This is a genomic window from Kitasatospora sp. NPDC088391 (assembly GCF_044753345.1).
Classification (GTDB): domain Bacteria; phylum Actinomycetota; class Actinomycetes; order Streptomycetales; family Streptomycetaceae; genus Kitasatospora.
In genome coordinates, this window is record NZ_JBIVNB010000008.1 from 1 (window position 1) to 22246 (window position 22246).

Genomic DNA, 22246 nt, shown 5'->3' on the forward strand with positions numbered 1-22246 from the left:
AGCCAGGATCAAACTCTCCGTGAATGTCTCCACGGGGAGCGGCACAGCAACCACCGGAATAAGGCGGCCCCGCGCACTGCGTCCTCGCTAGTGTTTTTACTTCAAAAGGAATCTCCAACCCCGACAGGAAGTCGAGGCCGAGGATGTCAACATATCTGGCGTTGACTTTTGGCACGCTGTTGAGTTCTCAAGGAACAGACGCTTCCTTCGAGCCGCATTCCTGCGGGCCCTCCGGGCACTTCGTTCTTTCGTGTTCCCAGCTTATCAGAGGTTTTTCGCTCCGATTTCCATTCCCGCTGGAGTGGGAATTCCTTCGACTTCGCTGCAGACCTTATCAAAAGCTCTGCGCTGCTCTGCTTCGGGGTTTTGCCGGAAGCGGGTCCGCATCCTCTCGGATGTTTTGCCTCGCTTCGGCGATGTCGTAGACCTTACGTGGGGGCGGACCGTAAGTCCAATCGCGCCCAACCGTTCAAACCTACTGACCCGCAGGAATCACGTCAATGGTCCCTGGGGTTGATCATCAGGCTACCAGGTACGGCGGGGTATCCGTGACCACGCCACGCGGGTCAGGCGGCGACCGGCTGGTGGGCGGTGCGGTCGGCGGCTTCGACGTCGCCGATCTCGCCCTGGTCGGCGGCGCGCTTGCCGAGGAAGAGGGCGTAGACCAGGAAGAGCACCTCGGCGACGACGCCGATGCCGACGCGGGCCCAGGTGGGGAGGGCGGAGCCGCTGACGAAGCCCTCGATGATGCCGGAGATCAGGAGGACGACGGTGAGGCCGACGGCGGAGCCGACGATGGCGCGGCCCTCTTCGGCGAGGGCGACGGCGCGGGTGCGGGGGCCGGGGTCGACGACCGTCCAGCCGAGGCGGAGGCTGAGGCCGCCGGCGACGAAGATGGCGGTGAGTTCGAGCAGGCCGTGCGGGACGAGCAGGCCGAGGAAGAGCCAGAAGCGGCCGGCCGAGGCCATCAGGCCGATGCCGACGGCGAGGTTCACGACGTTGGTGAACAGCATGATGATGACCGGGAGGCCGAGCAGGGCCGCGGAGGCGACGCAGAGGGCGGCGATCCAGGCGTTGTTGAGCCAGACCTGGGCGGCGAAGTTCGCCGAGGGGTGGTCGCTGTAGTAGGCCTCGTACTCGCCGCCGGGCTTGGTGAGCTCCTTGAGCTCGTCCGGCGGGACGAGGGTGTCGCGGACGTCGGCGTGGGTGCCTATCCACCAGGCGAGGATCGCGCTGAGGGCGAGCGAGACCAGGGCGACGGTCAGCCACCAGCGGCGGGTGCGGTACAGGATCGCGGGGAAGCTGGTGGTGAAGTAGCGGGCCGCGTCGCGCCAGGTGGAGCGGCGGGCGCCGGTGACGGCGTTGCGGCCGCGGGCGACCAGGGTGGTGAGGCGGCCCTCGATGCCCGCGTGCGGGGCGGCGGCCTGGACCTGGGCGAGGTGGCTGGTGGCGCGCTGGTAGAGGGTGATCAGCTCGTCGGACTCCTCGCCGGTGAGTCGGCGGCGGCCGCTCAGGGCCTCCAGACGGTGCCATTCCGCCTGGTGGGCGGCGACGAAGACGTCCAGGTCCATTGCGGATCTCTCCAGGGGCGCGGCGGGGCTGGTGGGCGCACTGGTTGGTGTGCGGCCGGGGCTTTGCGGGCCTTAGCTTGCCAGAGGTCGCGGCCGGTGCGGCAGGGGATTCCGGAAGCGGTGGACCGGGGTTACGGGGCGGGGGTGGGCGGCCGTATGTTGTGCGCTGTTGATGGTGGGGGTCGAGTCGTGCGGCGTGGGGTCGTCCGGCGGGCCGCGGATCGGATCGGGTGGGTGGCGTGAGCGAGCTGGTGACCGGTGAGGCGGTCGTCCTGGGACTGCGGTCGGCACGGCTGCCGTCACGGGCGTTGGCCCGGCTCCTGGACGGGATCATCTACATGGTCGGGTACTTCTTCGCCTTCATCTTCCTGTCGCTCGCGCTGTCCCAGCTGGAGTCGGCCGCGGTGATGGCGTTCTCGATCGGCCTGATGGCGTTCTTCCTGCTGGTGCTCCCGGTGCTGGTGGAGACGCTGTCGCAGGGGCGGTCGGTGGGCAAGGCCGCGCTGGGGCTGCGGGTGGTGCGGACGGACGGCGGGCCGATCCGGTTCCGGCACGCGCTGGTGCGCGGGCTGATCGGGGTGATCGAGTTCGGGCTGTCGGCGATGCCCGCAGTGCTGTCCTCGCTGTTCTCCTCGGACGGGCGGCGGCTGGGCGACGTGTTCGGCGGCACCCTGGTGATCCGGGAGCGGCTGCCGCAGAGCGCGCGGGACCAGGGGATGGTGCCGCCGGTGCAGGCGCAGGTGATGCACGCGCTGGGAACCGAGCTGGCGGCCCTGGACCTGTCGGCGGTGCCGGACGGGCTGTGGCTCTCCTCGCGTCAACTGGTCGGCCGGATGCGCGAGTTGGACGCCCCGGTGGCGGCCGGGCTGGCGGAGCGGCTGGCCGCGGACCTGTCGCAGCGGGTCGCCTGGCCGGTCCCGGACGGGCTGCCGCCGCTGGTGTACCTGGGCGCGGTGCTGATGGAGCGCCAGCGCCGGGCCTGGGAGCGGGCGGCGGCCGCGAACGGCGGGGCGCACCCGGCTCCGTGGGGTGCGGCGCCGTACGGGGTGGCCCCGTTCGGGGCGGCGCCCTGGGGGGCGGCCCCGCCGGCCCAGCCGTTCACGGCTCCGGGGCAGGTGCCGGTGCAGGCTCCGGTCCAGGTGCCCGGTCAGGCCGTTCCGCCGGCGCAGCCGTTCGCTCCGCCGGCCCCCGCGGGTGCGGCTCCGGCCCGGGTGCTGGGGTACCCGACGGTTCCGGCCCAGCCCGCGCCCGTCGCACCGTCCGTGCCGGTCGCGCCGTCCGCGCCGGTCGTGGACGGCCCGGCGGAGTCGGCCCCGGCGGCCGGGGGTTTCGCGCCGCCCGCCTGACGGTTCGTCACGGTCCCCGTCCGACCGGCGCTCAGCGGCGCGGGTTGGGCGGGGATTCGAGTTCTTCGAGGTCGATGCCGGGGGCGGCGAGCAGGACGTCCCCGGTGAGGTGGAGGTCGCGGACCTCGCCGGTGTCGAGGTCGGTGACCCGGTAGTGCTCGACGGGGAGCGGGCCGGTCTCGGTGGGGTGGTCCTGGACGGTGTGCAGCTGCCAGCCCTGGTCGAGGGTGCGGGGGGCGAGGGCGTCGCCGGTGAAGGAGACCAGGCGGATGCGGGCGCTGCCGCCGGGGGCGAGGTCGAGCAGGCGGGCGGTGGCGACCAGGAAGGCCGGGGAGTCGCCGGTGAAGGCGTGCGCCCGGTCGGTTCCCTCGGTGGCGTCGGCCGTGTCGACGGTGCCGGCACGGTCGCCCTCGCCGGAGGCGGCTGCGCGGACCCAGTGCACGCCGTCGAGCGCGCCGCCGCGGACCTGCCAGCCGCCGGAGCGCAGTTCGAGCCGGATCGGGCGGTGCCGGGCGTCCAGGGTGAGGTCGGTGGTGCCCTGGACGGTGCCGTCGGGCCGGTAGCGCTTGGCGACGTAGCGCCAGCCGGCCGGGCCGGGGGCGCAGCTGAAGCGCTCCTCGCCGAGCGGGGTTCCGTCGTGCGGGTCGTGGAGGGAGTAGCGGCCGTTCGGCATGGGGTGAAGCCTACGTAATCCGGGGCGCGGTCCCCGGGCCCGGTCGGGTCCGGACGCGCCGGTGCCCGGCACCCCCTGGGCGGGGGTGCCGGGCACCGGGGTGACGGGGTGTCAGTAGCGGTACTGCTCGGCCTTGTAGGGGCCCTCGACCGGGACGCCGATGTAGTCGGCCTGGTCCTGGGTGAGGGTGGTGAGCTTGACGCCGAGGGCGTCGAGGTGGAGGCGGGCGACCTTCTCGTCCAGGTGCTTGGGGAGGACGTAGACGCCGACCGGGTACTGCTCGGTCTTGGCGAACAGCTCGATCTGCGCGATGGTCTGGTTCGCGAAGGAGTTGGACATCACGAAGGACGGGTGGCCGGTCGCGTTGCCGAGGTTGAGCAGGCGGCCCTCGGAGAGCACGATGATCGTCCTGCCGTCGGCCTTGCGCCACTCGTGGACCTGCGGCTTGACCTCGGTCTTGACCACGCCGGGGAGCTTGGCGAGGCCGGCCATGTCGATCTCGTTGTCGAAGTGGCCGATGTTGCCGACGATGGCCTGGTGCTTCATCCGGGCCATGTGCGAGGCCAGGATGATGTCCTTGTTGCCGGTGGTGGTGATGAAGATGTCGGCGGTGTCGACGACGTCCTCGAGGGTGGCGACCTGGTAGCCGTCCATGGCGGCCTGGAGGGCGCAGATCGGGTCGATCTCGGTGACGATGACCCGGGCGCCCTGGCCGCGGAGCGACTCGGCGCAGCCCTTGCCGACGTCGCCGTAGCCGCAGACGACGGCGACCTTGCCGCCGATCAGGACGTCGGTGGCGCGGTTGATGCCGTCGATCAGGGAGTGGCGGCAGCCGTACTTGTTGTCGAACTTCGACTTGGTGACCGAGTCGTTGACGTTGATGGCCGGGAACAGCAGCTTGCCGTCGCGGTGCATCTCGTACAGGCGGTGGACGCCGGTGGTGGTCTCCTCGGTGACGCCCTTGATGGTGGCGGCGACCTCGGTCCACTTCTGCGGGGTCTCGACCAGGGTGCGGTTGAGGAGCTCCAGGATGATCCGGAACTCGTCGTTGTCCGCGGTGTCGGGGGACGGCGCGGCGCCGGCCTTCTCGAACTCGACGCCCTTGTGGATCAGCAGGGTGGCGTCACCGCCGTCGTCCAGGATCATGTTGGGGGTCTGGCCGTTCGGCCAGGTGAGCGCCTGCTCGGTGCACCACCAGTACTCCTCCAGGGTCTCGCCCTTCCAGGCGAAGACCGGGACGCCCTGCGGGTTCTCGGGGGTGCCCTCGGGGCCGACCGCGATGGCGGCGGCGGCGTGGTCCTGGGTGGAGAAGATGTTGCAGGAGCACCAGCGGACCTCGGCGCCCAGGGCGGTGAGGGTCTCGATCAGGACGGCGGTCTGCACGGTCATGTGCAGCGAGCCGGTGATCCGGGCCCCGGCCAGCGGCTGGGAGGCGGCGTACTCGGCGCGGATCGACATCAGGCCGGGCATCTCGTGCTCGGCGAGCTGGATCTCCTTGCGGCCGAACGGGGCCAGGGAGAGGTCGGCGACCTTGAAGTCGCCGGTGGGCTGGTTCGACATGCGAACTCCTCGCGGGATGGGCCTGGTTACGGGTGTGCTGAGCGGCAGAGGGTGCGCGGGAGCGGCCCTCTGCTGCGGCACAATCCGTCGGAGGACCTCTCTCCCTCGACCGGAGCGGGGCTCCGATCGACCGCCATCAGCAGCGACGTTTGGCACTGCTGACGAATCTACACCGATCGGGTGCGGCTCAGTGGGCGTTCGGGCCCGGACCGCCCGGAGTGGCGTCGGCGTCGGGGCCGGCCAGCGCCTTCTCCTCGGAGTAGATGTCGGGCTCCAGGTAGATCGCGCGGGCGATCGGCACGGCCCGGCGGACCCGGGTCTCGGCGTGGTCGATCGCCTCGGCGACCGTCGCGGCGCTGTCCTCGGCGTTGACGCCGATCTTCGCGGCGACCAGCAGTTCCTCGGGGCCGACGTGCAGGGTGCGCATGTGGATCACCGAGGTGACGGTGTCGTGGTCGACCAGCGCCGCGCGGATCCTCGCCACCACCTCGGCGTCGGCGGACTCGCCGACCAGCAGCGACTTGGTCTCCAGCGCCAGCACGAAGGCGATCACCACCAGCAGGACGCCGATGCACAGGGTGCCGACGCCGTCCCAGACCGCGTCCCCGGTGGCGACCGTCAGGCCGACGCCGCCGAGCGCCAGCACCAGGCCGATCAGCGCGCCGGTGTCCTCCAGCAGCACCACGGGCAGCTCGGGGGCCTTGGCCCGGCGGATGTACGCGGACCAGCCGTGCGCGCCCTTGTCCTTCGACGCCTCCCGGTAGGCGGTGAGGAAGGAGTAGCCCTCCAGCAGGATCGCGAACACCAGCACGCCGACCGGCCAGTACCAGTTCTCCAGCTCGTGCGGGTGGGAGATCTTCTCGTAGCCCTCGTAGATCGCGAACATGCCGCCGACGCTGAACAGCACGATGGAGACCAGGAACCCGTAGATGTACCGCTCGCGGCCGTAGCCGAACGGGTGCTCCTCGGTCGCGGCCCGCTTGGCGCGCTTGCCGCCGACCAGCAGCAGCACCTGGTTGCCGGAGTCGGCCAGCGAGTGCACGCCCTCGGCGAGCATCGAGGACGAGCCGGAGAACGCGAACGCCACGAACTTGCTCAGCGCGATCCCCAGGTTCGCGGACAGTGCCGCCACCAGCGCCTTGGTGCCGCCTTCGGTACTCAACCCCGCACTTCCCTCCGCCGGGCCCGGGGCTTTGCCGGGCCTTGGTTGACGAGGGGACGATACCGCGTCAGCCGCGGGTGGCCAGGCCGAGGTAGACCGCGGCGAAGTCGGTCGGACCGATCAGTTCGGCCAGTGCCTGCAGCGGGTCCTCCAGGCTGGAGGCGTGCTCGGTGACCCGCACCTCGTGCGCCGCCGCCAGCCGCCGGGCCCGGGCCACCGGCCAGGCGGCGGCCTCCAGTTCGGCCACCCCCGGGGTGTGCCGGAGCAGCAGCACCTGGAGCTGGAGCGGCACCGGCTCCTCGACCCGGTCGCGGAAGAAGTCGTCCGGGTCGGTGCCGGCGCCGAGCCGGCCGGTGAACATGCCGCGGTGCGCCGTCAGCGCCTGCGGGAGGCGGGCCGCCAGCGCGGGCAGGCCGGCCCGGTCGGCGAGCGCGGCCGCGAACCGCTCCCCCGCCGCGGCGGCGGGCGCGCCCTCGGCCCAGATCAGCGGGACGGTCTCGGCGAGCCGGGCGGCCAGCGTCTTCGCCGGGTTGTCGTAGGCCTGGGCGTCCGGGCGGCAGCGGACCGCCACCTCGTCCAGCCGGTCGGCGACCGACTCCAGGGCGCCGGGGGCGAGTTGGGCCGCGCCGACCCGGTCGGCCAGGGTCAGCAGCGGAGCCAGGAAGGCCCACAGCGCGGCCGGGTCCTCGGCCGGGAGGTCGGGTTCGGCGTCGGAGCCCTCCGGCTCCACCGCGCAGGGTTCGAAGGGCAGTGGCAGGGCGCGCACCTGGAGCGCCGCCTCGAACAGCTCCGAGTCCTCCGGGGCGATCACCGCGATCGCGCAGCCCCGGGTGTACGCCTGCTCGGCCAGGCTGATCAGGCCGCCCTCGCGGCCGTTCTCGCTGGCCAGCACGACCAGGTCGAGCGGGTTGGCCCAGCCCGGCAGCTGCCAGGTCTCGCCGTCGGTGAAGGCGAACCCGCCGGGGCGGGCGTCGACGGGCGGCAGCGGCCACACCTGGGTGCTGGGCAGGGCCAGCGCCGCCAGCACCGCGGCCGCCGTCAGCGCTCCGCCGTGCCCGGCCACCAGGACCGCGCGCGGGCGGCCGTCCGGGGCCAGCGCGTTGACGCCGGCCGCGTCGGCCCGGCGCAGCGCGATCCTGATCCGGGCGCCCGCACCGGCCAGGGCGAGCAGCTCGCGGCGGCGGTCGGCGCGCTGCAGCGCGGCCGGGTCGTCCAGCAGGGAGTCGTCGAACATGGCGGCTGGCCTCCAGCGACTGGGCGGGGCAGGGTCAGGACGGGCGGCGGGCCTCGTCCACCAGCAGGACCGGGATGCCGTCGCGCACCGGGTACACCAGGCCGCAGCCCTCACCGGTGCAGCGCAGCTCGTGCGCCTCGCCCTCGATCTCCTCGTCGAGCGGCGAACGGCACTCCGGGCAGACCAGGATCTCCAGCAGGAAGGACGGCAGGCTCATGGTGCTCGGCTCCGGGAACTCTCGTGGCGGTCGTGGTGCGAAGGGCCGTGACACAGCAGTACCCCGGCCGGTGGCAACCCTACCGGCCGGGGCACCCGAAAAGTCAGCGGCTGGCTGACCCGTGCGTCAGCCCCGCACGACGGCCAGCACGCCGTCGCGCAGCTCGGCCATCTTCGCCGGGTCCTTGGCCTCGGCGTTCAGGCGCAGCAGCGGCTCGGTGTTGGACGCGCGCAGGTTGAACCACCAGTCCGGGCCGGCCACGGTGAGGCCGTCCAGCTCGTCGGTGGTGACGCCCTCCAGGCCCGCGTAGGCGGCCCGGACCCGCTCGGTGGCGGCGGCCTGGTCGGCGACCGTGGAGTTGATCTCGCCGGAGGCGGCGTACCGCTCGTACTTGGCGGTCAGCGCGGACAGCGTGCCGTCCTGCCCGCCGAGCGCGGCCAGCACGTGCAGGGCGGCCAGCATGCCGGTGTCGGCGCGCCAGAAGTCGCGGAAGTAGTAGTGCGCGGAGTGCTCGCCGCCGAACACCGCGTCGGTGTTCGCCATCTCCTGCTTGATGAAGGAGTGGCCGACCCGGGTGCGGACCGGGACGCCGCCGAGGTCGCGGACCACCTCGGGGACGGTCCAGGAGGTGATCAGGTTGTGGATGATCGTCGGGTTGGCCTCGCCGTTCGCCTGGGCGCGGGCGATCTCGCGCTCGGCGACCAGGGCGGTGATCGCGGACGGGGAGACCGCGTCGCCGTTCTCGTCGATCACGAAGCAGCGGTCGGCGTCGCCGTCGAAGGCCAGGCCGAGGTCGGCGCCGACCTCGCGGACCTTGGCCTGCAGGTCGACCAGGTTGGCCGGGTCCAGCGGGTTGGCCTCGTGGTTCGGGAAGGTGCCGTCCAGTTCGAAGTACATCGGGACGACGTCCAGCGGCAGGCCGTCGAAGACGGTCGGCACGGTGTGGCCGCCCATGCCGTTGCCCGCGTCGACCGCGACCTTGAGCGGGCGGATCGCGGTCAGGTCGACCAGCTTGCGCAGGTGGTCGGCGTAGCCGCCCAGGGTCTCCTTCGAGCTGAGGGCGCCCACCGTCGCGTCGGAGGCCGGGACGTGCACCTTGCCGTCGTCGTCGGTGGACAGCCAGGACTCGACCAGCTCGCGGATGTCGGACAGGCCGGTGTCCTGGCCGACCGGGGCGGCGCCCGCGCGGCACAGCTTGATGCCGTTGTACTGGGCCGGGTTGTGCGAGGCGGTGAACATCGCGCCGGGCAGGTCCAGGCTGCCGCTGGCGTAGTACAGCTGGTCGGTCGAGCACAGCCCGATCTCCACCACGTCGGCGCCGCGGGAGGCCGCGCCCTCGGCGAACGCGCGGGACAGCGAGGGAGAGGACGGGCGCATGTCGTGGCCGATCACGACCGCGCTGCCGCCGACCACCTCGACGAACGCCGCGCCGAAGGCGTACGCCAGCGACTCGTCCCACTGGTCCGGCACGACGCCCCGGACGTCGTACGCCTTCACAAGCTGCTTGAGGTCCCGCACCAGAATGCTCCCGTGTGTGTTCCGCGCTGTGCTGCGCGCCGGGCGGACCCTGCGTCCGCGCCGCCCGCAGAGGGGCAGCGTACCCGGCCACGGGAAATGCCCGGTGCCGCCGTCCGGCGCGGGGGGCTCAGCTCTCCGGCGAGCGCAGCACCCGCAGGTGCCCGCGGCGGCCCGACTCGCCCTCGCCGGGCGGGCCCTGACGGGGCGTGCGCTCCTGCGGGCGGGCGGCCTCGCGGACCGCGTTCGCCAGTGCCTCCAGGTCGTCGCTGCTGCGGCGCGCCCCGGTGTCGGCGGCCAGCCGGACCACCTCCCAGCCGCGGGGCGCCGTCAGGCGCTCGGCGTGCTCGGCGCACAGGTCGTAGCAGTGCGGCTCCGCGTACGTCGCCAGCGGGCCGAGGACGGCCGTGGAGTCCGCGTAGACGTACGTCAGCGTCGCCACGGCCGGCCGGCCGCACGCGGTCCGCGAACAACGACGTACAGAGCTCACGAGGGTGGACGGTACCGTACTGGGCACCGGGCCGCGAAGACCCGCCCCCGGCTCGCGTGTCCCCGGCGGGCCCGATGCCGTCACGCGCCGTGCTCGAGTGGTCCACTTCCGGGCATCCAGGGACTACGCTCGACACTGCTATGGACAGCTCGACACCCTCGTCCCCGTCCGGTCCCGGCCGCCGCAAGCACCGCGACCGGCACGGCCGCGGCCTGCGCGGACCGCTGGCACCGCCGCAGGTGCCCATCTCGCTGACCCGGTCCGAGCTCTTCGACGACTACGTCCGGGAGTCCATGGAGCGGCTGGTCCGGCGCTGGCCCCAGCTGGAGGACGTGGAGTTCGCCGTCCTGGAGGTCCCGCTGCCCGCCAAGGGCGAGGCCGAGCCCGAGGCCGTCCCGCTCGGCCGGGTGATTCCGGGCGCGGCGGGACGGCGCAGCCGCATCCTGGTCTACCGGCGGCCGGTCGAGATCCGGGCCAAGTCCAAGGAGGACCGGGCCGCGCTCGTCCACGAGATCCTGATCGAGCAGGTCGCGGAGCTGCTGGGGCTGTCGCCGGACGCGATCGACCCGCGCTACGGCGAGGAGTGATCAGGGGCCGGGGACCTTCCGCCGGGGACCTTCCGCCGGGGACCTTCGGCCCGAAACGGGGTCGGCGCATCGCGGCCCGTCGGACACCAGCCACTCGGCACCGCCGTTCCCCGGGCCCCTGACGGGGCTCGCAGCTCCGCTCCTTACTTGAGGACCACGCCGGGGTCGGCGGCGACCTGGGGGACCTCGACGGTGGCGTGGTCGTCGCGGAGTTGCTGGGTGGTGAAGGCGGGGACGTCCTTCGCCGGGATCGTGAGCTGGCGGGTGGCGAGGACGGGGCCGCCGGAGACGGTCTGGACGGTGAGGGCGTAGGGGCCGTTGAGGCCGGCGGGGTCGATGCCGTCGACGGTGACGGTGGTGCCGGCGGGGACCGCGACGTCCTTGGTGGCGGGGGTGCCGCCGTTGGTGCCGGCCGAGGAGGTGACCTTGACCTTGGCGTCGGTGTCGACGGCGGTGAGGATCAGCGCGGTCTGGCCGCCCCGGTTGTCGGCGACGGAGGCGCGGGTGCCGACGGGGCTGCCGGCGGCGAGCCAGGCGGCCTCGGTCTTGCCCTTGTTCTCGCGGTCGACCCGGAGGCCGGCCACCACGGGGGTGGCGTGCTTGGGGTCGGTGGGGGTGAGCCGGATCGCGCTGGCGCCCTCGCGGGTCTCGGGGCTGAACTGGAAGTCGAGGGCGGCGGTCATGCCGGCCTTGACGTGGATGCTCTCCTTGCCGGCGGGGGTGAACCAGCCGTTCTTGCCGGAGAGCTGGACCTTGAGGTCGGCGTCGTCCTCGGAGTCGGTGGCGACCACCAGGTGGGCGGTGGTGACGTCGGCGGGGATGCCGGGGACGGTCACCGCGGGGGCGGGGTCGGCGGAGGGCTCCAGCCAGTCGGCGCCCTTGCCGTTCTCCAGGGCGTGCAGGCCCGCGCCGACCCGGCCGCTGCGGGCCACCACGTGCACGGCGAGGTCGTTGACCTGGCCCTTGGTGAGGCCGCTGAGCAGCAGGGTCTTGAAGGTGCCGGGGGCGACCGCGATGCCGGCGGCCAGCTCGTTCTCGATCAGGCCCTTGTCGCCGTACATCCGCAGGTCGACGACGGCGGGCACGGTGTCGGCGTTGACCAGGGTGACGTAGTCGACCCGGTTGGGGCCGGTGCTGGCGCCGGAGAACCAGAAGCTGGTGCCGGAGGCGGCGCAGCGGGCGCCGGAGAGGGCGGAGCCGCCCTGCTCGGAGCTGGTGGTCTGGTTGGCGGTGAAGCCGGGGGCGAGGTTGCCGGTGGCGAGCGCGAAGGTGCCGGGGGCGGTGTCGTTGTTGGCGGCCGGGCCGGCCGCCGGGACGCCGGGCTTGGCCAGCGTGAGGCGGGCGTCCAGCACGGGTGCGGCGGGGGCGCCGGAGGGCTGGGCGGCGGGCGGCGCGGCGGGGCTGCCGGACGGGGCGGGGCTGCCGGACGGGGCCGGGGAGCCGCTCGCGGCGGGCTGGGCCGGGGCCTGCGCGGCGAGCACGTTGTCGCGGGTGGCGTCGGCGAGCAGGCCGGTGCCGGTGCTGCCGGTGCCGCCCTCGGGGCTGAACAGGGTGAGGGTGGTGGAGCCGACGGCGCCCTGCATGGGCGGCGGGCAGACCAGGGCGGTCCGTTCGACCTGGGCGCTGGTGCGCTTGCCGGTGGCGCCCGCGGCGGGGGAGACCGGGGCGCGGAGCTCGGCGATGCCGAACACCAGGCCGAGGACGGCGACGCCGGCCAGCAGCGACTGGCCGGTGCGGCTGCCGCCGGCCACGGCGCTCAGGTCGGGGGCCTTGAGCTTGGGTGCCTTCAGGGTGGGCTTCTTCATCGCGGGTCAGCTCCCCGTCCCGGGCCGCTGCGGATGCTGGCTGCCGTAGGGGTCGTTGGGGTCGTAGTAGGTGGTGGGCTGCTGCTGTTCGGGCAGCCAGGGCTGTCCGCCGTCCGGCTGCCCGTCGGCGTACGGGTCGGTCCAGCCCTGGGCGGGCTGGGCGTCGTAGCCGTAGGTCTGCTGCTGCCCGTACGGGTCGTAGCCGTCGGACTGCTGCTGGGGCGCGCCCACGGGCTGCTGGTGGGCGGGGTCGTAGCCGTAGGCGTCGGCCGGGTAGCCCTGCTGCTGGTACGGGTCGGCCTGGTACGGATCGGCCTGGTAGGTGTCCGTCCGGTACGGGTCGGCCTGGTAGGGGTCGGCCTGGTACGGGTCGGCGAAGGGTTCGGGCTCGGGCAGGTGGTCGGCCGCGGGCTCGGGTTCACCGACGGGCCGGTCGGGGGCGCCGGGGGCGTAGACGCCGGGTTCGGCGTCCTCGCCCTCGCCCTCGCCGCGTTCGGCGAGGCGGCGGGCCCGGCGGCTGCCGGGGGCGGGGGCCTGGGCCTGGGCGGCGGCGGCCAGTGCCTGGGCGGCGGCCACGTCCTCGGGGAGGTCGTCGTCGTTGGTGTTGCGGCGGCCGGGCAGGGCGAGGACCAGGACGACCACGCCGAGCAGGAGCTGGCCCCAGACCCAGCCGGTGTGCAGCGCGCTGCCGGTGCGGGTGACGTCGAGCCGGCCGCCCTCGGCGGGGAGGGTGAAGCCCTGGGCCCAGCCGTCCAGGGTGACGGGGGTGAGCGGCTTGCCGTCCAGGGTGGCCTGCCAGGCGGGGTCGGCCTGTTCGGCGAGCCGCAGCTGGCGGCCGGCCGGACCGGCCGGGAGGTCGCCCCGGATGTCGCGGGCGCCGGACGGGACGGTGATCGGGACGGTGCCGGGGCTGACCACGGTGGCCCGGGTGCCGGGGGCGCTGCTGATCTGCCAGAGGCCGACGCCGTGGTCGAGGCTGAGCCGGGTGACGCCGGGGGTGGTGTCGAGGACGTCCCGGACCTTGGCGATCACCGGGTCCTTGACCTGGACGTAGCTGACGCCGTAGCCGGCCAGGGTGCGGGCCAGGTCGCCGCCGGAGCCGGCCAGCAGCTTGGCGGTGAGCTGGTCGAGGGTGCCGTCGGCGGCGGCGTCCACGGTGCTCTCGGCCTGACCGGTGGTCAGGCCGGGGCCGCGGACCAGGGTGTACCGGACGGCGTCGCCCGAGGCGTCGCCGGTGACCATCAGGGTGCGGGAGCGGTCGCTGGTGTTGGCGGCCTCGGCGATGAACGCCGGGACCTGCGCGGCGGGGCCGCGGTGCAGCGGGCCGTCGGCGCCGCCGATCGCCCACCAGGCGGCGGTGCCGAGCGGGGCGAGCACGGCGGAGGCGACCAGCAGCGCGGCGACGGGCTGGCGCCAGCCGAAGGCGATGCCGGAGACCCGGGCGTTGGCGCCGTCGGCGCCGATCGCGGCGGCGGCGAGCAGGGCGACGCCGGCCAGCAGGCTGGCGGGGCCGGCCCAGGCCGGGGTGTCGGGCCCGCCGGAGGCGGGGGTGACGGCGGTGCCGGCGACGATCACCGAGAAGACCAGGCCGGCGAAGGCGGCGCCCCAGGCGGCGAGCACGGCGCGGCGGCGGTCGGCGCGCAGCAGGGCGGCGAGGGCGGCGAGCACCACGCCGGCGGAGAGCCAGACCGGGGGCACGCCGGCGCCGCCGGGGTTGACCAGGATCAGGCCGAGCGGGTCGGCGGCGGGGCCGTTGAAGCCGGCCACGCCGGCCTCCAGCAGCAGCCGGGAGGGGTCCGCGAGGACGTGCAGCGACCAGGGGGCGAGCACCAGGACGGGGACGCCGAGGATGACCGCGACGCGCAGGCCGAGCAGCCGCAGCGCCTGGACGCCGCTGCCGAAGGCGCCGCCGCGGAGCACGGCGTGGCCGAGCGCGGCGAGGCAGAGCGGGACGGCGATGGCCCAGGTGAGCGGGACGAAGGCGGTGCCGAGGGTGAGCAGCAGCACCGTCATCCAGGCGGAGCGCCAGCCGGGGCGGGCGCCCCGGGCGGCGGTCTCGGTGCGGATGCCGAGGCCGGCGGTGATCGCGGCGGCGCGGGCCAGCGGGGGCAGCAGGACGGCGAGCACGGCGGTGCCGATCCGGCCCTGGGCGAGCGCGCCGGTGGCGGCGGGCAGCAGCGCGTAGGTGGCGCTGGCCCAGGCGCGGACCAGCTTGGAGGCGATCAGCGGCCGGGAGACCAGGTAGGCGCCGACCGCGGCGAGCGGGACGGAGAGCACCACCAGCAGGGTGAGCGCCAGGTCGGCGTGGTCGAACAGGAGCCAGGAGAGGATCGACAGGACGGCCAGGTAGGGCGGGGCGGTGGCGGTGGAGCCGGTGCCGACGGGGTGCCAGGGCGCGGCGTACATGTTCCACAGGCCGGCGGCGCCGTCGGCGGCGGGCAGCAGGGCGCCGCCCTGGAGGTAGCCGGAGCCGATCAGGTCGCGGCAGGCGATCAGCGCGAACAGCAGCAGGGCGGCGAACAGCACCGGGGCGGGGCGCCGGACCAGTTTCTTGAGCAGCGCGAACTGCTCGACCACCAGGTCGTCGGCGTCCTCGTCGCCGGGCCCGGACTCGACCGTGCCGTGCCGGCCGCCGGTGTCGTCGGCACCGCCGATGCCGAGCGAGGAGACCACGTTCTCGACGGCGAGGCGGGCGGTGGCGCCGGGGACGGGGAACAGGGTGCGGTCGTCCAGCGAGTCGACCGAGCGGGTCTTGCGGCGGCGCGCGCGGGCGGCCATCAGCCGGGGCAGGCGCAGGAGTTCGTGGCCGAGGCCGGCGATCTCGTCGTAGGCCTGGCGGGGGTCCTTGCCGACCAGGTTGACGATCACCCGGAGCAGGGTGCCGACGATCAGCCGGAGCAGGGTGTACGGGAACAGCGCGCCCTTGGAGTTGGCGAGCAGGGTGTAGACGGCGCCGGCCTTGTCGACCCGGTGCGGGTGGGCGGGGGCGCAGTCGATGGCGCGGCGTTCGCGGCTGGCGGCCTCGGCGTGCCGGAGCACGGCGTCGGGGGCGACCACGACGCGGTGGCCGGCCGCGTTGACCCGCCAGCAGAAGTCGGTGTCGTCCCGCATCAGCGGCAACGCCTTGTCGAATCCGCCGAGTTCCTCGAACACGTCGCGGCGGACCAGCATGCCGGCGGTGGAGACGGCGAGGACGGGGCGGACCTGGTCGTGCTGGCCCTGGTCCTGCTCGCGGCGGTCGAGTCCGGTCCAGCGGCGGCCGGAGCGGGCGATGGTGACGCCGACCTCCAGCAGTTGGCGGCGGTCGTACCAGGAGCGGAGCTTGGGGCCGACGACGGCGGCGGTGGGGGTGGAGTCGGCGACCTGGAGGAGCCGGCGCAGGGCGTCGGTCTGCGGTTCGCAGTCGTCGTGCAGCAGCCAGAGCCATTCGACCGGCCGGGTCTCGCGCGGTCCGCCGCGGCCGAGTTCGTCCTCGGTGCCGAGCGGGTCGCCGAAGTCGTCCCAGCCGCCGGTGACCGGGTCGTAGCCGGACGGGTCGAGGCTGTAGGGGAGGTCCTCGGGGCGCAGCGGGGGGCTGTTGAAGACGGCTTCGCCGACGGCGCGGCCGAAGCCGACCCGGCGGCCGAGGATCTGCGGGCCGCTGTCGGGGAGCCAGTCGCCGAGGGTGTCGGCGAGCAGCTGCGGGGAGTTGTCGGTGGAACCGGTGTCGACCGCGAGGATCCGCTGGACCTGCCGGTCCTGGCCGAGCAGTCCGGCGAGCGCCTGCGGCAGCCAGCGGGCGCCGTCGTGCGAGACGACCACCGCGGTGACCAAGTGGCGCGGGTAGGCGGGCGGCCTGGCAGCGGAGAAGCCGCTCTGGTGGCTGTAGACAGTCATCGGGTGCGCGGACCACCGGTTCGGGTTTGACGGCAGATGACGCACCACACTAACGGCTCCGGGTGGCGCGGTTGTCCCGGGTGCGTGTGAAGGGACCGTGCGACGGGTATCGCGTCCGGGCCCCGGGGCGTCCGGGCACGCGAAAGCGCCCCACCTGTGCGGTGAGGCGCCGGCTACAGCTCGGGTGGTGCGGGGTTCAGACCGCGCTCTTCTTCAGGCGGCGGCGCTCGCGCTCGGAGAGGCCGCCCCAGATGCCGAACCGCTCGTCGTTGGCGAGGGCGTACTCCAGGCACTCGGCGCGGACCTCGCACGCCAGGCAGACCTTCTTGGCCTCCCGGGTCGATCCGCCCTTCTCGGGGAAGAAGGACTCGGGGTCGGTCTGGGCGCACAGGGCGCGCTCCTGCCAGCCGAGTTCCTCTTCTTCTTCCTCGATGCCCTCACCGATCAACAGCTCAAAGAGCTCGCTCATACTGGCGCGCCTCCTCTGCCCCTCTTGGCGTCCCCGTGGTGTTGCCGTTGCCGGTGCGGCGGAACGACACGAGGGAAATTACAGTTGCGTCACTCTGGCCCAGTCAAGCCGGGCTCTGGTATTGGGCCAAGGATTCACTCCCCGGAACCAAGCCACTACGAATAGTGTACATATTCGGACAACCAGGACACGCCACCCGACTGCCCACCGGCTCCCGGTCGACCCCCGACCGACTCCCGGCCGGCTCCCGACCGGTTCCTGACCTGCCGTCAGGCCGCCCTGCCGCTCCCGACCGGAACGGTCCGGGGCGATCCCACGGCCTCCCTTCCCGGCGATCTTGGGGTCGAAACCTTAATGGGCGCTTATCACCCCATCCGGTGGTTCCCGGGTGATGTGACCCGAATGTCCGTCCGTGCGCCTTGACACTGGAGGGTCGGTTGCGGTCTGCTAGCCCCTATGTCAGAGTTCCCGGCCCGCTTCGCCGACCGACGCCGCCAGGCGTCCCCCGGTGCTGCCGTGAACTCCTCGTGTTGTCGCCGCTGTCTCCGCTGTATCTAGGCGCCCGCGTCCCACCGCGCGCCGCCCCGGAACAGAGGCCGAGCCGCGCGACAGTCCCCCCTGAACGCCCCGCGGTTCCGGCTGATCCCACTCGCAGCCGAACCCGAGGACGTCACGACCGTGCGAATGCCCCGCCTCCGCAAGCGCAACCGCGACCGCAAGCGCTTCCTCCCCGCCCTCCTCCCCGCCGCCGGCCCGCGCTGGACGGACGGCCTGAGCGACGTCTCCATCGCCGGGGACCCGACGGCCTTCCCGCACCTGGCCCGCACCGACCTGCCCGCGCACCCGACCACGGTGGCCGGCTACGCCCGGCTGGTCCGGGAGATCGCCGCCGACCGGGCCCGCTGGGAGCCGCTGGTCCGCTACGACGCGCTGACCCGCTGGTACGCCCGGCTGGAGACCGGCCCCGGCTACGAGGTCTGGCTGCTCAGCTGGCTGCCCGGCCAGTCCAGCGGCTTCCACGACCACGGCCGCGCCTCCGGCGTGATGACGGTCCTGGAGGGCGAGCTGACCGAGCGTTCGCTGACGGCGGGCGGCGAGGGCTCGCGCGCCCTGGCGCCGGGCGGCCTGCGGGTGTTCTCCCCCGGCTACCTGCACGAGATGGTCAACGCCGCGCTGGAGCCCGCCGTCTCGATCCACCTCTACACCCCGGGCCTGGTCGAGATGAACCAGTACCCGGCCGTGCCGGACGCCGCCCGTCACGAGGTGCACTGACGCGCTGGCAGGATGAGGCCATGCGAATCACTGCGTTGGCAGGCGGGATCGGCGGGGCCAGGTTCCTGCGCGGGCTGCGGGCGGCGGTCTCCCCCGGGGACGAGATCACCGTGATCGGGAACACCGGCGACGACATCCACCTGTACGGGCTGAAGGTCTGCCCCGACCTGGACACCGTGATGTACACCCTGGGCGGGGGCATCAACGAGGAGCAGGGCTGGGGCCGGACCGACGAGACCTGGTCGGTCAAGGAGGAGATGAAGGCGTACGGGGTCGGGCCCGAGTGGTTCGGGCTCGGCGACCGCGACTTCGCCACCCACATCGTCCGCACGCAGATGCTGGCCGCCGGGTACCCGCTGTCCGCCGTCACCGAGGCGCTCTGCGACCGCTGGCAACCCGGCGTCCGGCTGCTGCCGATGACCGACGACCGGGTCGAGACCCACGTCCGGATCACCGACGCCGACGGGCCCCGGGTGGTGCACTTCCAGGAGTACTGGGTGCGGCTGCACGCGGCCGTCGACGCCGAGGCGATCGTGCCGGTCGGCGCCGACACCGCGAAGCCCGCGCCCGGCGTGCTGGAGGCGATCGCCGGCGCCGACCTGGTGCTGCTGCCGCCGTCGAACCCGGTGGTCTCGATCGGCACCGTCCTCGCCGTCCCCGGTGTCCGGGAGGCGGTCGCCGCCGCCCCCGCCCCGGTCGTCGGCCTCTCCCCCATCGTCGGCGGCGCGCCGGTGCGCGGCATGGCCGACCGGGTGCTGGCCGCCGTCGGGGTGGAGACCTCCGCCGCCGCGGTGGCCCGGCACTACGGCTCCCGCCGCGACGGCGGGCTGCTGGACGGCTGGCTGGTCGACACCGCCGACGCCGACGCGGTCGCCGGGGTCGAGGCCGCCGGGATCGCCTGCCGGGCCGTCCCGCTGCTGATGACCTCGGTCGACGCCGCCGCCGCCATGGCCCGGGCCGCGATGGAACTGGCGGCCGAGGTGGCCGGGTGACCGCCGACGGGCTCCGGGTGCTGCCCGTCCGCGGCCTGCCGGAGGTCGCGGCGGGCGACGACCTCGCCGAACTGATCGCCAAGGCCGGGGAGTTCGAGGACGGCGACATCCTGGTGGTCACCTCCAAGGTGGTCTCCAAGGCCGAGGGCCGCCTGGTCCACGCGGACGACCGGGAGGCTGCGATCGACGCCGAGACCGTCCGGGTGGTGGCCCGCCGCGGCCGGGCCCGGATCGTCGAGAACCGCAACGGCCTGGTGATGGCCGCCGCCGGCGTCGACGCCTCCAACACCGCCCCCGGCACGGTCCTGCTGCTGCCGGTCGACCCCGACGCCTCGGCCCGCCGACTGCGCGCCCGGCTCCGCGAACTGACCGGCCGCCGGCTCGCCGTGCTGATCACCGACACCTTCGGCCGGCCCTGGCGCACCGGCCTGACCGACGTCGCGATCGGCGCCGCCGGCCTCCCCGTGCTGGACGACCACCGCGGGCGCGTCGACAGCCACGGCAACGAGCTGCGGCTCACCGTCACCGCCACCGCCGACGAACTCGCCGCCGCCGCCGACCTGGTGAAGGGCAAGGCCACCGGCACTCCCGTCGCGGTCGTCCGCGGCCTGCCGCAGCTGGTCACCACCGAGGACGGGGAGGGCGTCCGGCCGCTGGTCCGCTCCGCCGCGAACGACATGTTCCGGCTCGGCACCTCCGAGGCCGTCCGCGAGGCCGTCACGCTCCGGCGCACCGTCCGGGCCTTCACCGACGAGCCGGTCGACGGCGGCGCCGTCCGCCGCGCGGTGGCCGCCGCCGTCACCGCGCCCGCGCCCCACGGCACCACCCCCTGGCGGTTCGTCCTGCTCGAATCCGCGGAGGTCCGCACCCGGCTGCTGGACGCCATGCTCGACGCCTGGCGGCGCGACCTGCGCGAACTCGACGGCTGGACCGGGGAGCGGATCGCCCGGCGCACCGCCCGCGGCGAAGTGCTGCGCGGCGCGCCGTACTTGGTGGTGCCCTGCCTGGTCATGGACGGCTCCCACGCCTACCCCGACGACCGGCGCGCCGGGGCCGAGCGGGAGATGTTCACGGTCGCGGTCGGGGCCGCCGTGCAGAACCTGCTGGTCACCCTCACCGGCGAGGGCTACGGCTCCGCGTGGGTGTCCTCGACGATGTTCTGCCGCGACACCGTCCGCGCCGTCCTCGACCTCCCCGCGGACTGGGACCCGATGGGCGCGATCGCCGTCGGCAGGGCGGCGGAGGACCCGAAGGAGCGTCGGCCCCGGTCTGCGGACGCCTTCCTGAAGGTGCTCTGAAGGTGCTCTAGGGGAGAAACCGGGGGCCCGGGGCGTCGGCCGAGGACCTTCGGCCCGAAACGGGGTCGGCGCTTCGCGGCCCGTCGGACACCCGCCACTCGGCACCGCCGTTCCCCGGGCCCCTGGAGCTTCGCTCCCAGCGGGCCCGGAAGGGAGCTTCGCTCCCGCGAAGCCCCGCGGGCCCGGGAGGGAGTCGCGCTCCCCGAGTCCTAATGTCCCCGGTGGTCGTTCGGGGCCAGGCGGGGCCCGTACTTCGGGGGGCGGGCGCCCGTGGCGGGGAGGAGGCGGCAGAGGCGGTGGCGGTGGGGGCGGTAGGGCTCCAGGAGGGCGAGCATCTGGGCGTCGTCGCTGCGGGGGCGGCCGGCCAGGGCCCAGCCGACGGTGTGCGGGAGGTGGTAGTCGCCGACCGAGACCGCGTCGGCGTCGCCGTTGCTGCGCTGGAGGGTCTCCGCGGCGGTCCAGACGCCGATGCCGGGGACGGTGGTGAGGCGGGTGAAGGCGTCGGCCGGGGGCATCGCGGAGGCTTCTTCGAGGCGGGCGGCGAGCCGGACGGCGCGGGCGATCGTGGCGGAGCGCTTGGGGTCGACGCCGGCCCGGTGCCAGGCCCAGCTGGGGACGAGGGACCAGTCGCGGGCGGTGGGGACGACCCGGAGGCCGAGTTCGGCGGCGGGGCCGGGCGCGGGGGCGCCGTAGGCGTGCAGCAGGGTGCGCCAGGCGGCGCGGGCCTCGCCGGTGGTGACCTTCTGCTCCAGGACGGCCGGGAGCAGGGAGTCCATCACCAGGCCGGTGCGGGTCAACCGGAGTCCGGCGCAGGCGCGTTGGGCCTCGCGCAGCGGGCCGGGCGGGAGGACCAGGCCGTCGGGGTCGTCGTGCGCGCCGAGCAGCGCGGGGAGCTGGTCGAGCAGCCAACTCCCGCCGGGGCCCCAGGCGGTGGCCTCGACCTCGCCGGGGCGGGCGGTGATCCGCAGGGTGCCGGGCCCGTCGGGGGTCCGGGAGGCGCGCCAGACGGTGCCGTCGGGGGTGCGCCGGAAGGTGGGGTCGCCGGCTCCGTGCTGGAGCGGGAAGAGGGTGCGGGCGAGGTCGAGGGGGTAGCCGGGCCGCCAGTGTCGGGTCCGTTCTGGCATCGGCGGTCCTCGGTGGCGGGGCGGTCGGCAAGGGTGTCTGCGAGGGTAGCGCGGCGCGGCGTTCCGACGGGCCGGGCACCCTCCCGTCCGGGCGGGGGCAGGCCGTAGGCTGGGGTGCACCATGACTGCGCCTTTCGCTGCCGACGCCCGCACCCCCGCCGAGCTGCTGCAGGCCTACCTGCGCGCCGGGGCCGATGCCGACCCGTCCCGCCCTCTGGTGACCTTCTACGACGACTCCACCGGGGAACGGGTGGAGCTGTCGGCGAAGACCTTCGACAACTGGGTGGCGAAGACGGCCAACCTGCTGCAGGACGAGTTGAACGCGTCCCCCGACGACCGGGCGGCGCTGCTGCTGCCGGCCCACTGGCAGAGCGCGGTGTGGCTGCTCGCCTGCTGGTCGGTGGGCGTGGTCGCGGTGCCGGGCGGCGAGCCGGGCGGCGCGGAGCTGGTGGTGTCGGGCCCGGACGGGCTGGCGGCGGCGCAGGAGTGCCCGGGCGAGCGGGTGGCGCTGGCGCTGCGCCCGCTGGGCGGCCGGTTCCCGCAGCGGCCGGAGGGGTTCCTGGACTACGCGGCCGAGGTGCCGGGGCAGGGCGACCGGTTCGCCCCGTACTCGCCGGTGGACCCGCAGGCGGTGGCGCTGGAGACCTCGGTGGACGGCCTGGCGCTGAAGCTGACGGGCGAGCAGACGGTGGCGCTGGCCCGGGAGGGCGCGGCCCGGCTGGGCCTGGACAGCGGGAGCCGGGTCCTGTCCACGCTGTCGTACGACGACTGGGCGGGGCTGGAGGCGGGGCTGCTGGCGCCGCTGTCGGTCGGCGCCTCGGTGGTGCTGTGCCGCAACTCCGGGCAGTTGACGGAGGATCAGTGGCAGAAGCGGATCGACTCCGAACGGGTGACTCTGCGTCTCGGGTGACGCGTCGGCACCCCCGCGGCGGGTAGTCCTGGGGGTGATGGCAGTGGAGTGCGGCGGTGGCGGACGCCGACCGGTCCGACCGGCCGGAGGGTGTCCGCCACCGCCGTTTTCTCATCTTCCGCCGGGGTGACAGGAGTCACAGGGC

At 74.3% G+C, this 22246-nt stretch carries 18 protein-coding genes; 6 read left to right on the forward strand and 12 right to left on the reverse strand.

Features of this window, described 5'->3' with window-relative positions; translation table 11 throughout:
* Nucleotides 1-566: 566 nt before the first annotated feature.
* A complete protein-coding gene (locus tag ACIQBJ_RS23055) occupies nt 567-1571 on the reverse strand; it encodes a stage II sporulation protein M (protein ID WP_400713632.1) in 1005 nt (334 codons plus the stop codon).
* 239 nt (nt 1572-1810) lie between these two features.
* On the opposite strand from ACIQBJ_RS23055, the gene ACIQBJ_RS23060 reads away from it, so the two are divergent.
* Nucleotides 1811-2917, forward strand: a complete 1107-nt coding sequence (locus ACIQBJ_RS23060) for an RDD family protein (RefSeq protein ID WP_400713635.1) — start codon at nt 1811-1813, stop codon at nt 2915-2917.
* Between the two features lie 31 nt (nt 2918-2948).
* Here ACIQBJ_RS23060 and ACIQBJ_RS23065 read toward each other — a convergent pair whose 3' ends face one another.
* From ACIQBJ_RS23065 to ACIQBJ_RS23095, 7 genes are all read right to left on the reverse strand, one after another.
* Nucleotides 2949-3590, reverse strand: coding sequence for a hypothetical protein (locus ACIQBJ_RS23065; protein WP_400713638.1), 642 nt, complete (start codon nt 3588-3590; stop codon nt 2949-2951).
* A 111-nt stretch (nt 3591-3701) separates the two neighbouring features.
* Complete coding sequence (gene ahcY / locus ACIQBJ_RS23070; protein WP_400713641.1) at nt 3702-5150, reverse strand: adenosylhomocysteinase; 1449 nt, start codon at nt 5148-5150, stop codon at nt 3702-3704.
* 187 nt (nt 5151-5337) lie between these two features.
* Nucleotides 5338-6312: a cation diffusion facilitator family transporter gene (locus tag ACIQBJ_RS23075; protein WP_400713644.1), complete on the reverse strand. Its 975-nt coding sequence runs from the start codon at nt 6310-6312 to the stop codon at nt 5338-5340.
* Nucleotides 6313-6379: 67 nt separating this feature from the next.
* Nucleotides 6380-7546: an SIS domain-containing protein gene (locus ACIQBJ_RS23080; protein WP_400713647.1), complete on the reverse strand. Its 1167-nt coding sequence runs from the start codon at nt 7544-7546 to the stop codon at nt 6380-6382.
* A 34-nt stretch (nt 7547-7580) separates the two neighbouring features.
* Nucleotides 7581-7763 carry a Trm112 family protein gene (locus ACIQBJ_RS23085; protein ID WP_400713650.1) on the reverse strand — a complete coding sequence of 61 codons (183 nt, stop codon included), beginning with the start codon at nt 7761-7763 and terminating at the stop codon, nt 7581-7583.
* Between the two features lie 126 nt (nt 7764-7889).
* Complete coding sequence (locus tag ACIQBJ_RS23090; protein ID WP_400714556.1) at nt 7890-9284, reverse strand: phosphomannomutase/phosphoglucomutase; 1395 nt, start codon at nt 9282-9284, stop codon at nt 7890-7892.
* Nucleotides 9285-9408: 124 nt separating this feature from the next.
* The gene (locus ACIQBJ_RS23095; RefSeq protein WP_400713653.1) at nt 9409-9852 is read right to left on the reverse strand and encodes a DUF3499 domain-containing protein; all 444 of its coding nucleotides are present in this window, start codon (nt 9850-9852) and stop codon (nt 9409-9411) included.
* A 56-nt stretch (nt 9853-9908) separates the two neighbouring features.
* On the opposite strand from ACIQBJ_RS23095, the gene ACIQBJ_RS23100 reads away from it, so the two are divergent.
* Nucleotides 9909-10355 carry a metallopeptidase family protein gene (locus ACIQBJ_RS23100; RefSeq protein WP_400713656.1) on the forward strand — a complete coding sequence of 149 codons (447 nt, stop codon included), beginning with the start codon at nt 9909-9911 and terminating at the stop codon, nt 10353-10355.
* 143 nt (nt 10356-10498) lie between these two features.
* Here the strand turns inward: ACIQBJ_RS23100 and ACIQBJ_RS23105 are convergent, their stop codons facing one another.
* The 3 genes from ACIQBJ_RS23105 to ACIQBJ_RS23115 form a co-directional block, all read right to left on the reverse strand.
* Entirely contained in the window at nt 10499-12160 is a 1662-nt protein-coding gene (locus ACIQBJ_RS23105) for a DUF5719 family protein (protein WP_400713659.1), read from the reverse strand.
* Between the two features lie 6 nt (nt 12161-12166).
* Nucleotides 12167-16036, reverse strand: a complete 3870-nt coding sequence (locus tag ACIQBJ_RS23110; protein ID WP_400713662.1) for a glycosyltransferase — start codon at nt 16034-16036, stop codon at nt 12167-12169.
* Nucleotides 16037-16232: 196 nt separating this feature from the next.
* The gene (locus ACIQBJ_RS23115; protein ID WP_033255587.1) at nt 16233-16505 is read right to left on the reverse strand and encodes a WhiB family transcriptional regulator; all 273 of its coding nucleotides are present in this window, start codon (nt 16503-16505) and stop codon (nt 16233-16235) included.
* A gap of 678 nt (nt 16506-17183) precedes the next feature.
* On the opposite strand from ACIQBJ_RS23115, the gene ACIQBJ_RS23120 reads away from it, so the two are divergent.
* From ACIQBJ_RS23120 to ACIQBJ_RS23130, 3 genes are read left to right on the forward strand one after another with little or no spacing between them, the layout of a single operon-like run.
* Nucleotides 17184-17777, forward strand: coding sequence for a cysteine dioxygenase (locus tag ACIQBJ_RS23120; protein ID WP_400713666.1), 594 nt, complete (start codon nt 17184-17186; stop codon nt 17775-17777).
* A 20-nt stretch (nt 17778-17797) separates the two neighbouring features.
* Complete coding sequence (gene cofD, locus ACIQBJ_RS23125; protein ID WP_400713669.1) at nt 17798-18769, forward strand: 2-phospho-L-lactate transferase; 972 nt, start codon at nt 17798-17800, stop codon at nt 18767-18769.
* The gene (locus ACIQBJ_RS23130) at nt 18766-20067 is read left to right on the forward strand and encodes a coenzyme F420-0:L-glutamate ligase (RefSeq protein WP_400713672.1); all 1302 of its coding nucleotides are present in this window, start codon (nt 18766-18768) and stop codon (nt 20065-20067) included. The genes cofD and ACIQBJ_RS23130 overlap by 4 nt, the downstream gene beginning before the upstream one ends.
* 209 nt (nt 20068-20276) lie before the next feature.
* Here ACIQBJ_RS23130 and ACIQBJ_RS23135 read toward each other — a convergent pair whose 3' ends face one another.
* Nucleotides 20277-21191 carry a DNA-3-methyladenine glycosylase family protein gene (locus tag ACIQBJ_RS23135; RefSeq protein ID WP_400713675.1) on the reverse strand — a complete coding sequence of 305 codons (915 nt, stop codon included), beginning with the start codon at nt 21189-21191 and terminating at the stop codon, nt 20277-20279.
* Between the two features lie 121 nt (nt 21192-21312).
* Here ACIQBJ_RS23135 and ACIQBJ_RS23140 point away from each other — a divergent pair, with 121 nt between their 5' ends.
* Nucleotides 21313-22101 (forward strand): TIGR03089 family protein, encoded by a 789-nt coding sequence (locus ACIQBJ_RS23140; protein ID WP_400713677.1) that lies wholly within the window; start codon nt 21313-21315, stop codon nt 22099-22101.
* Nucleotides 22102-22246: the final 145 nt, after the last annotated feature.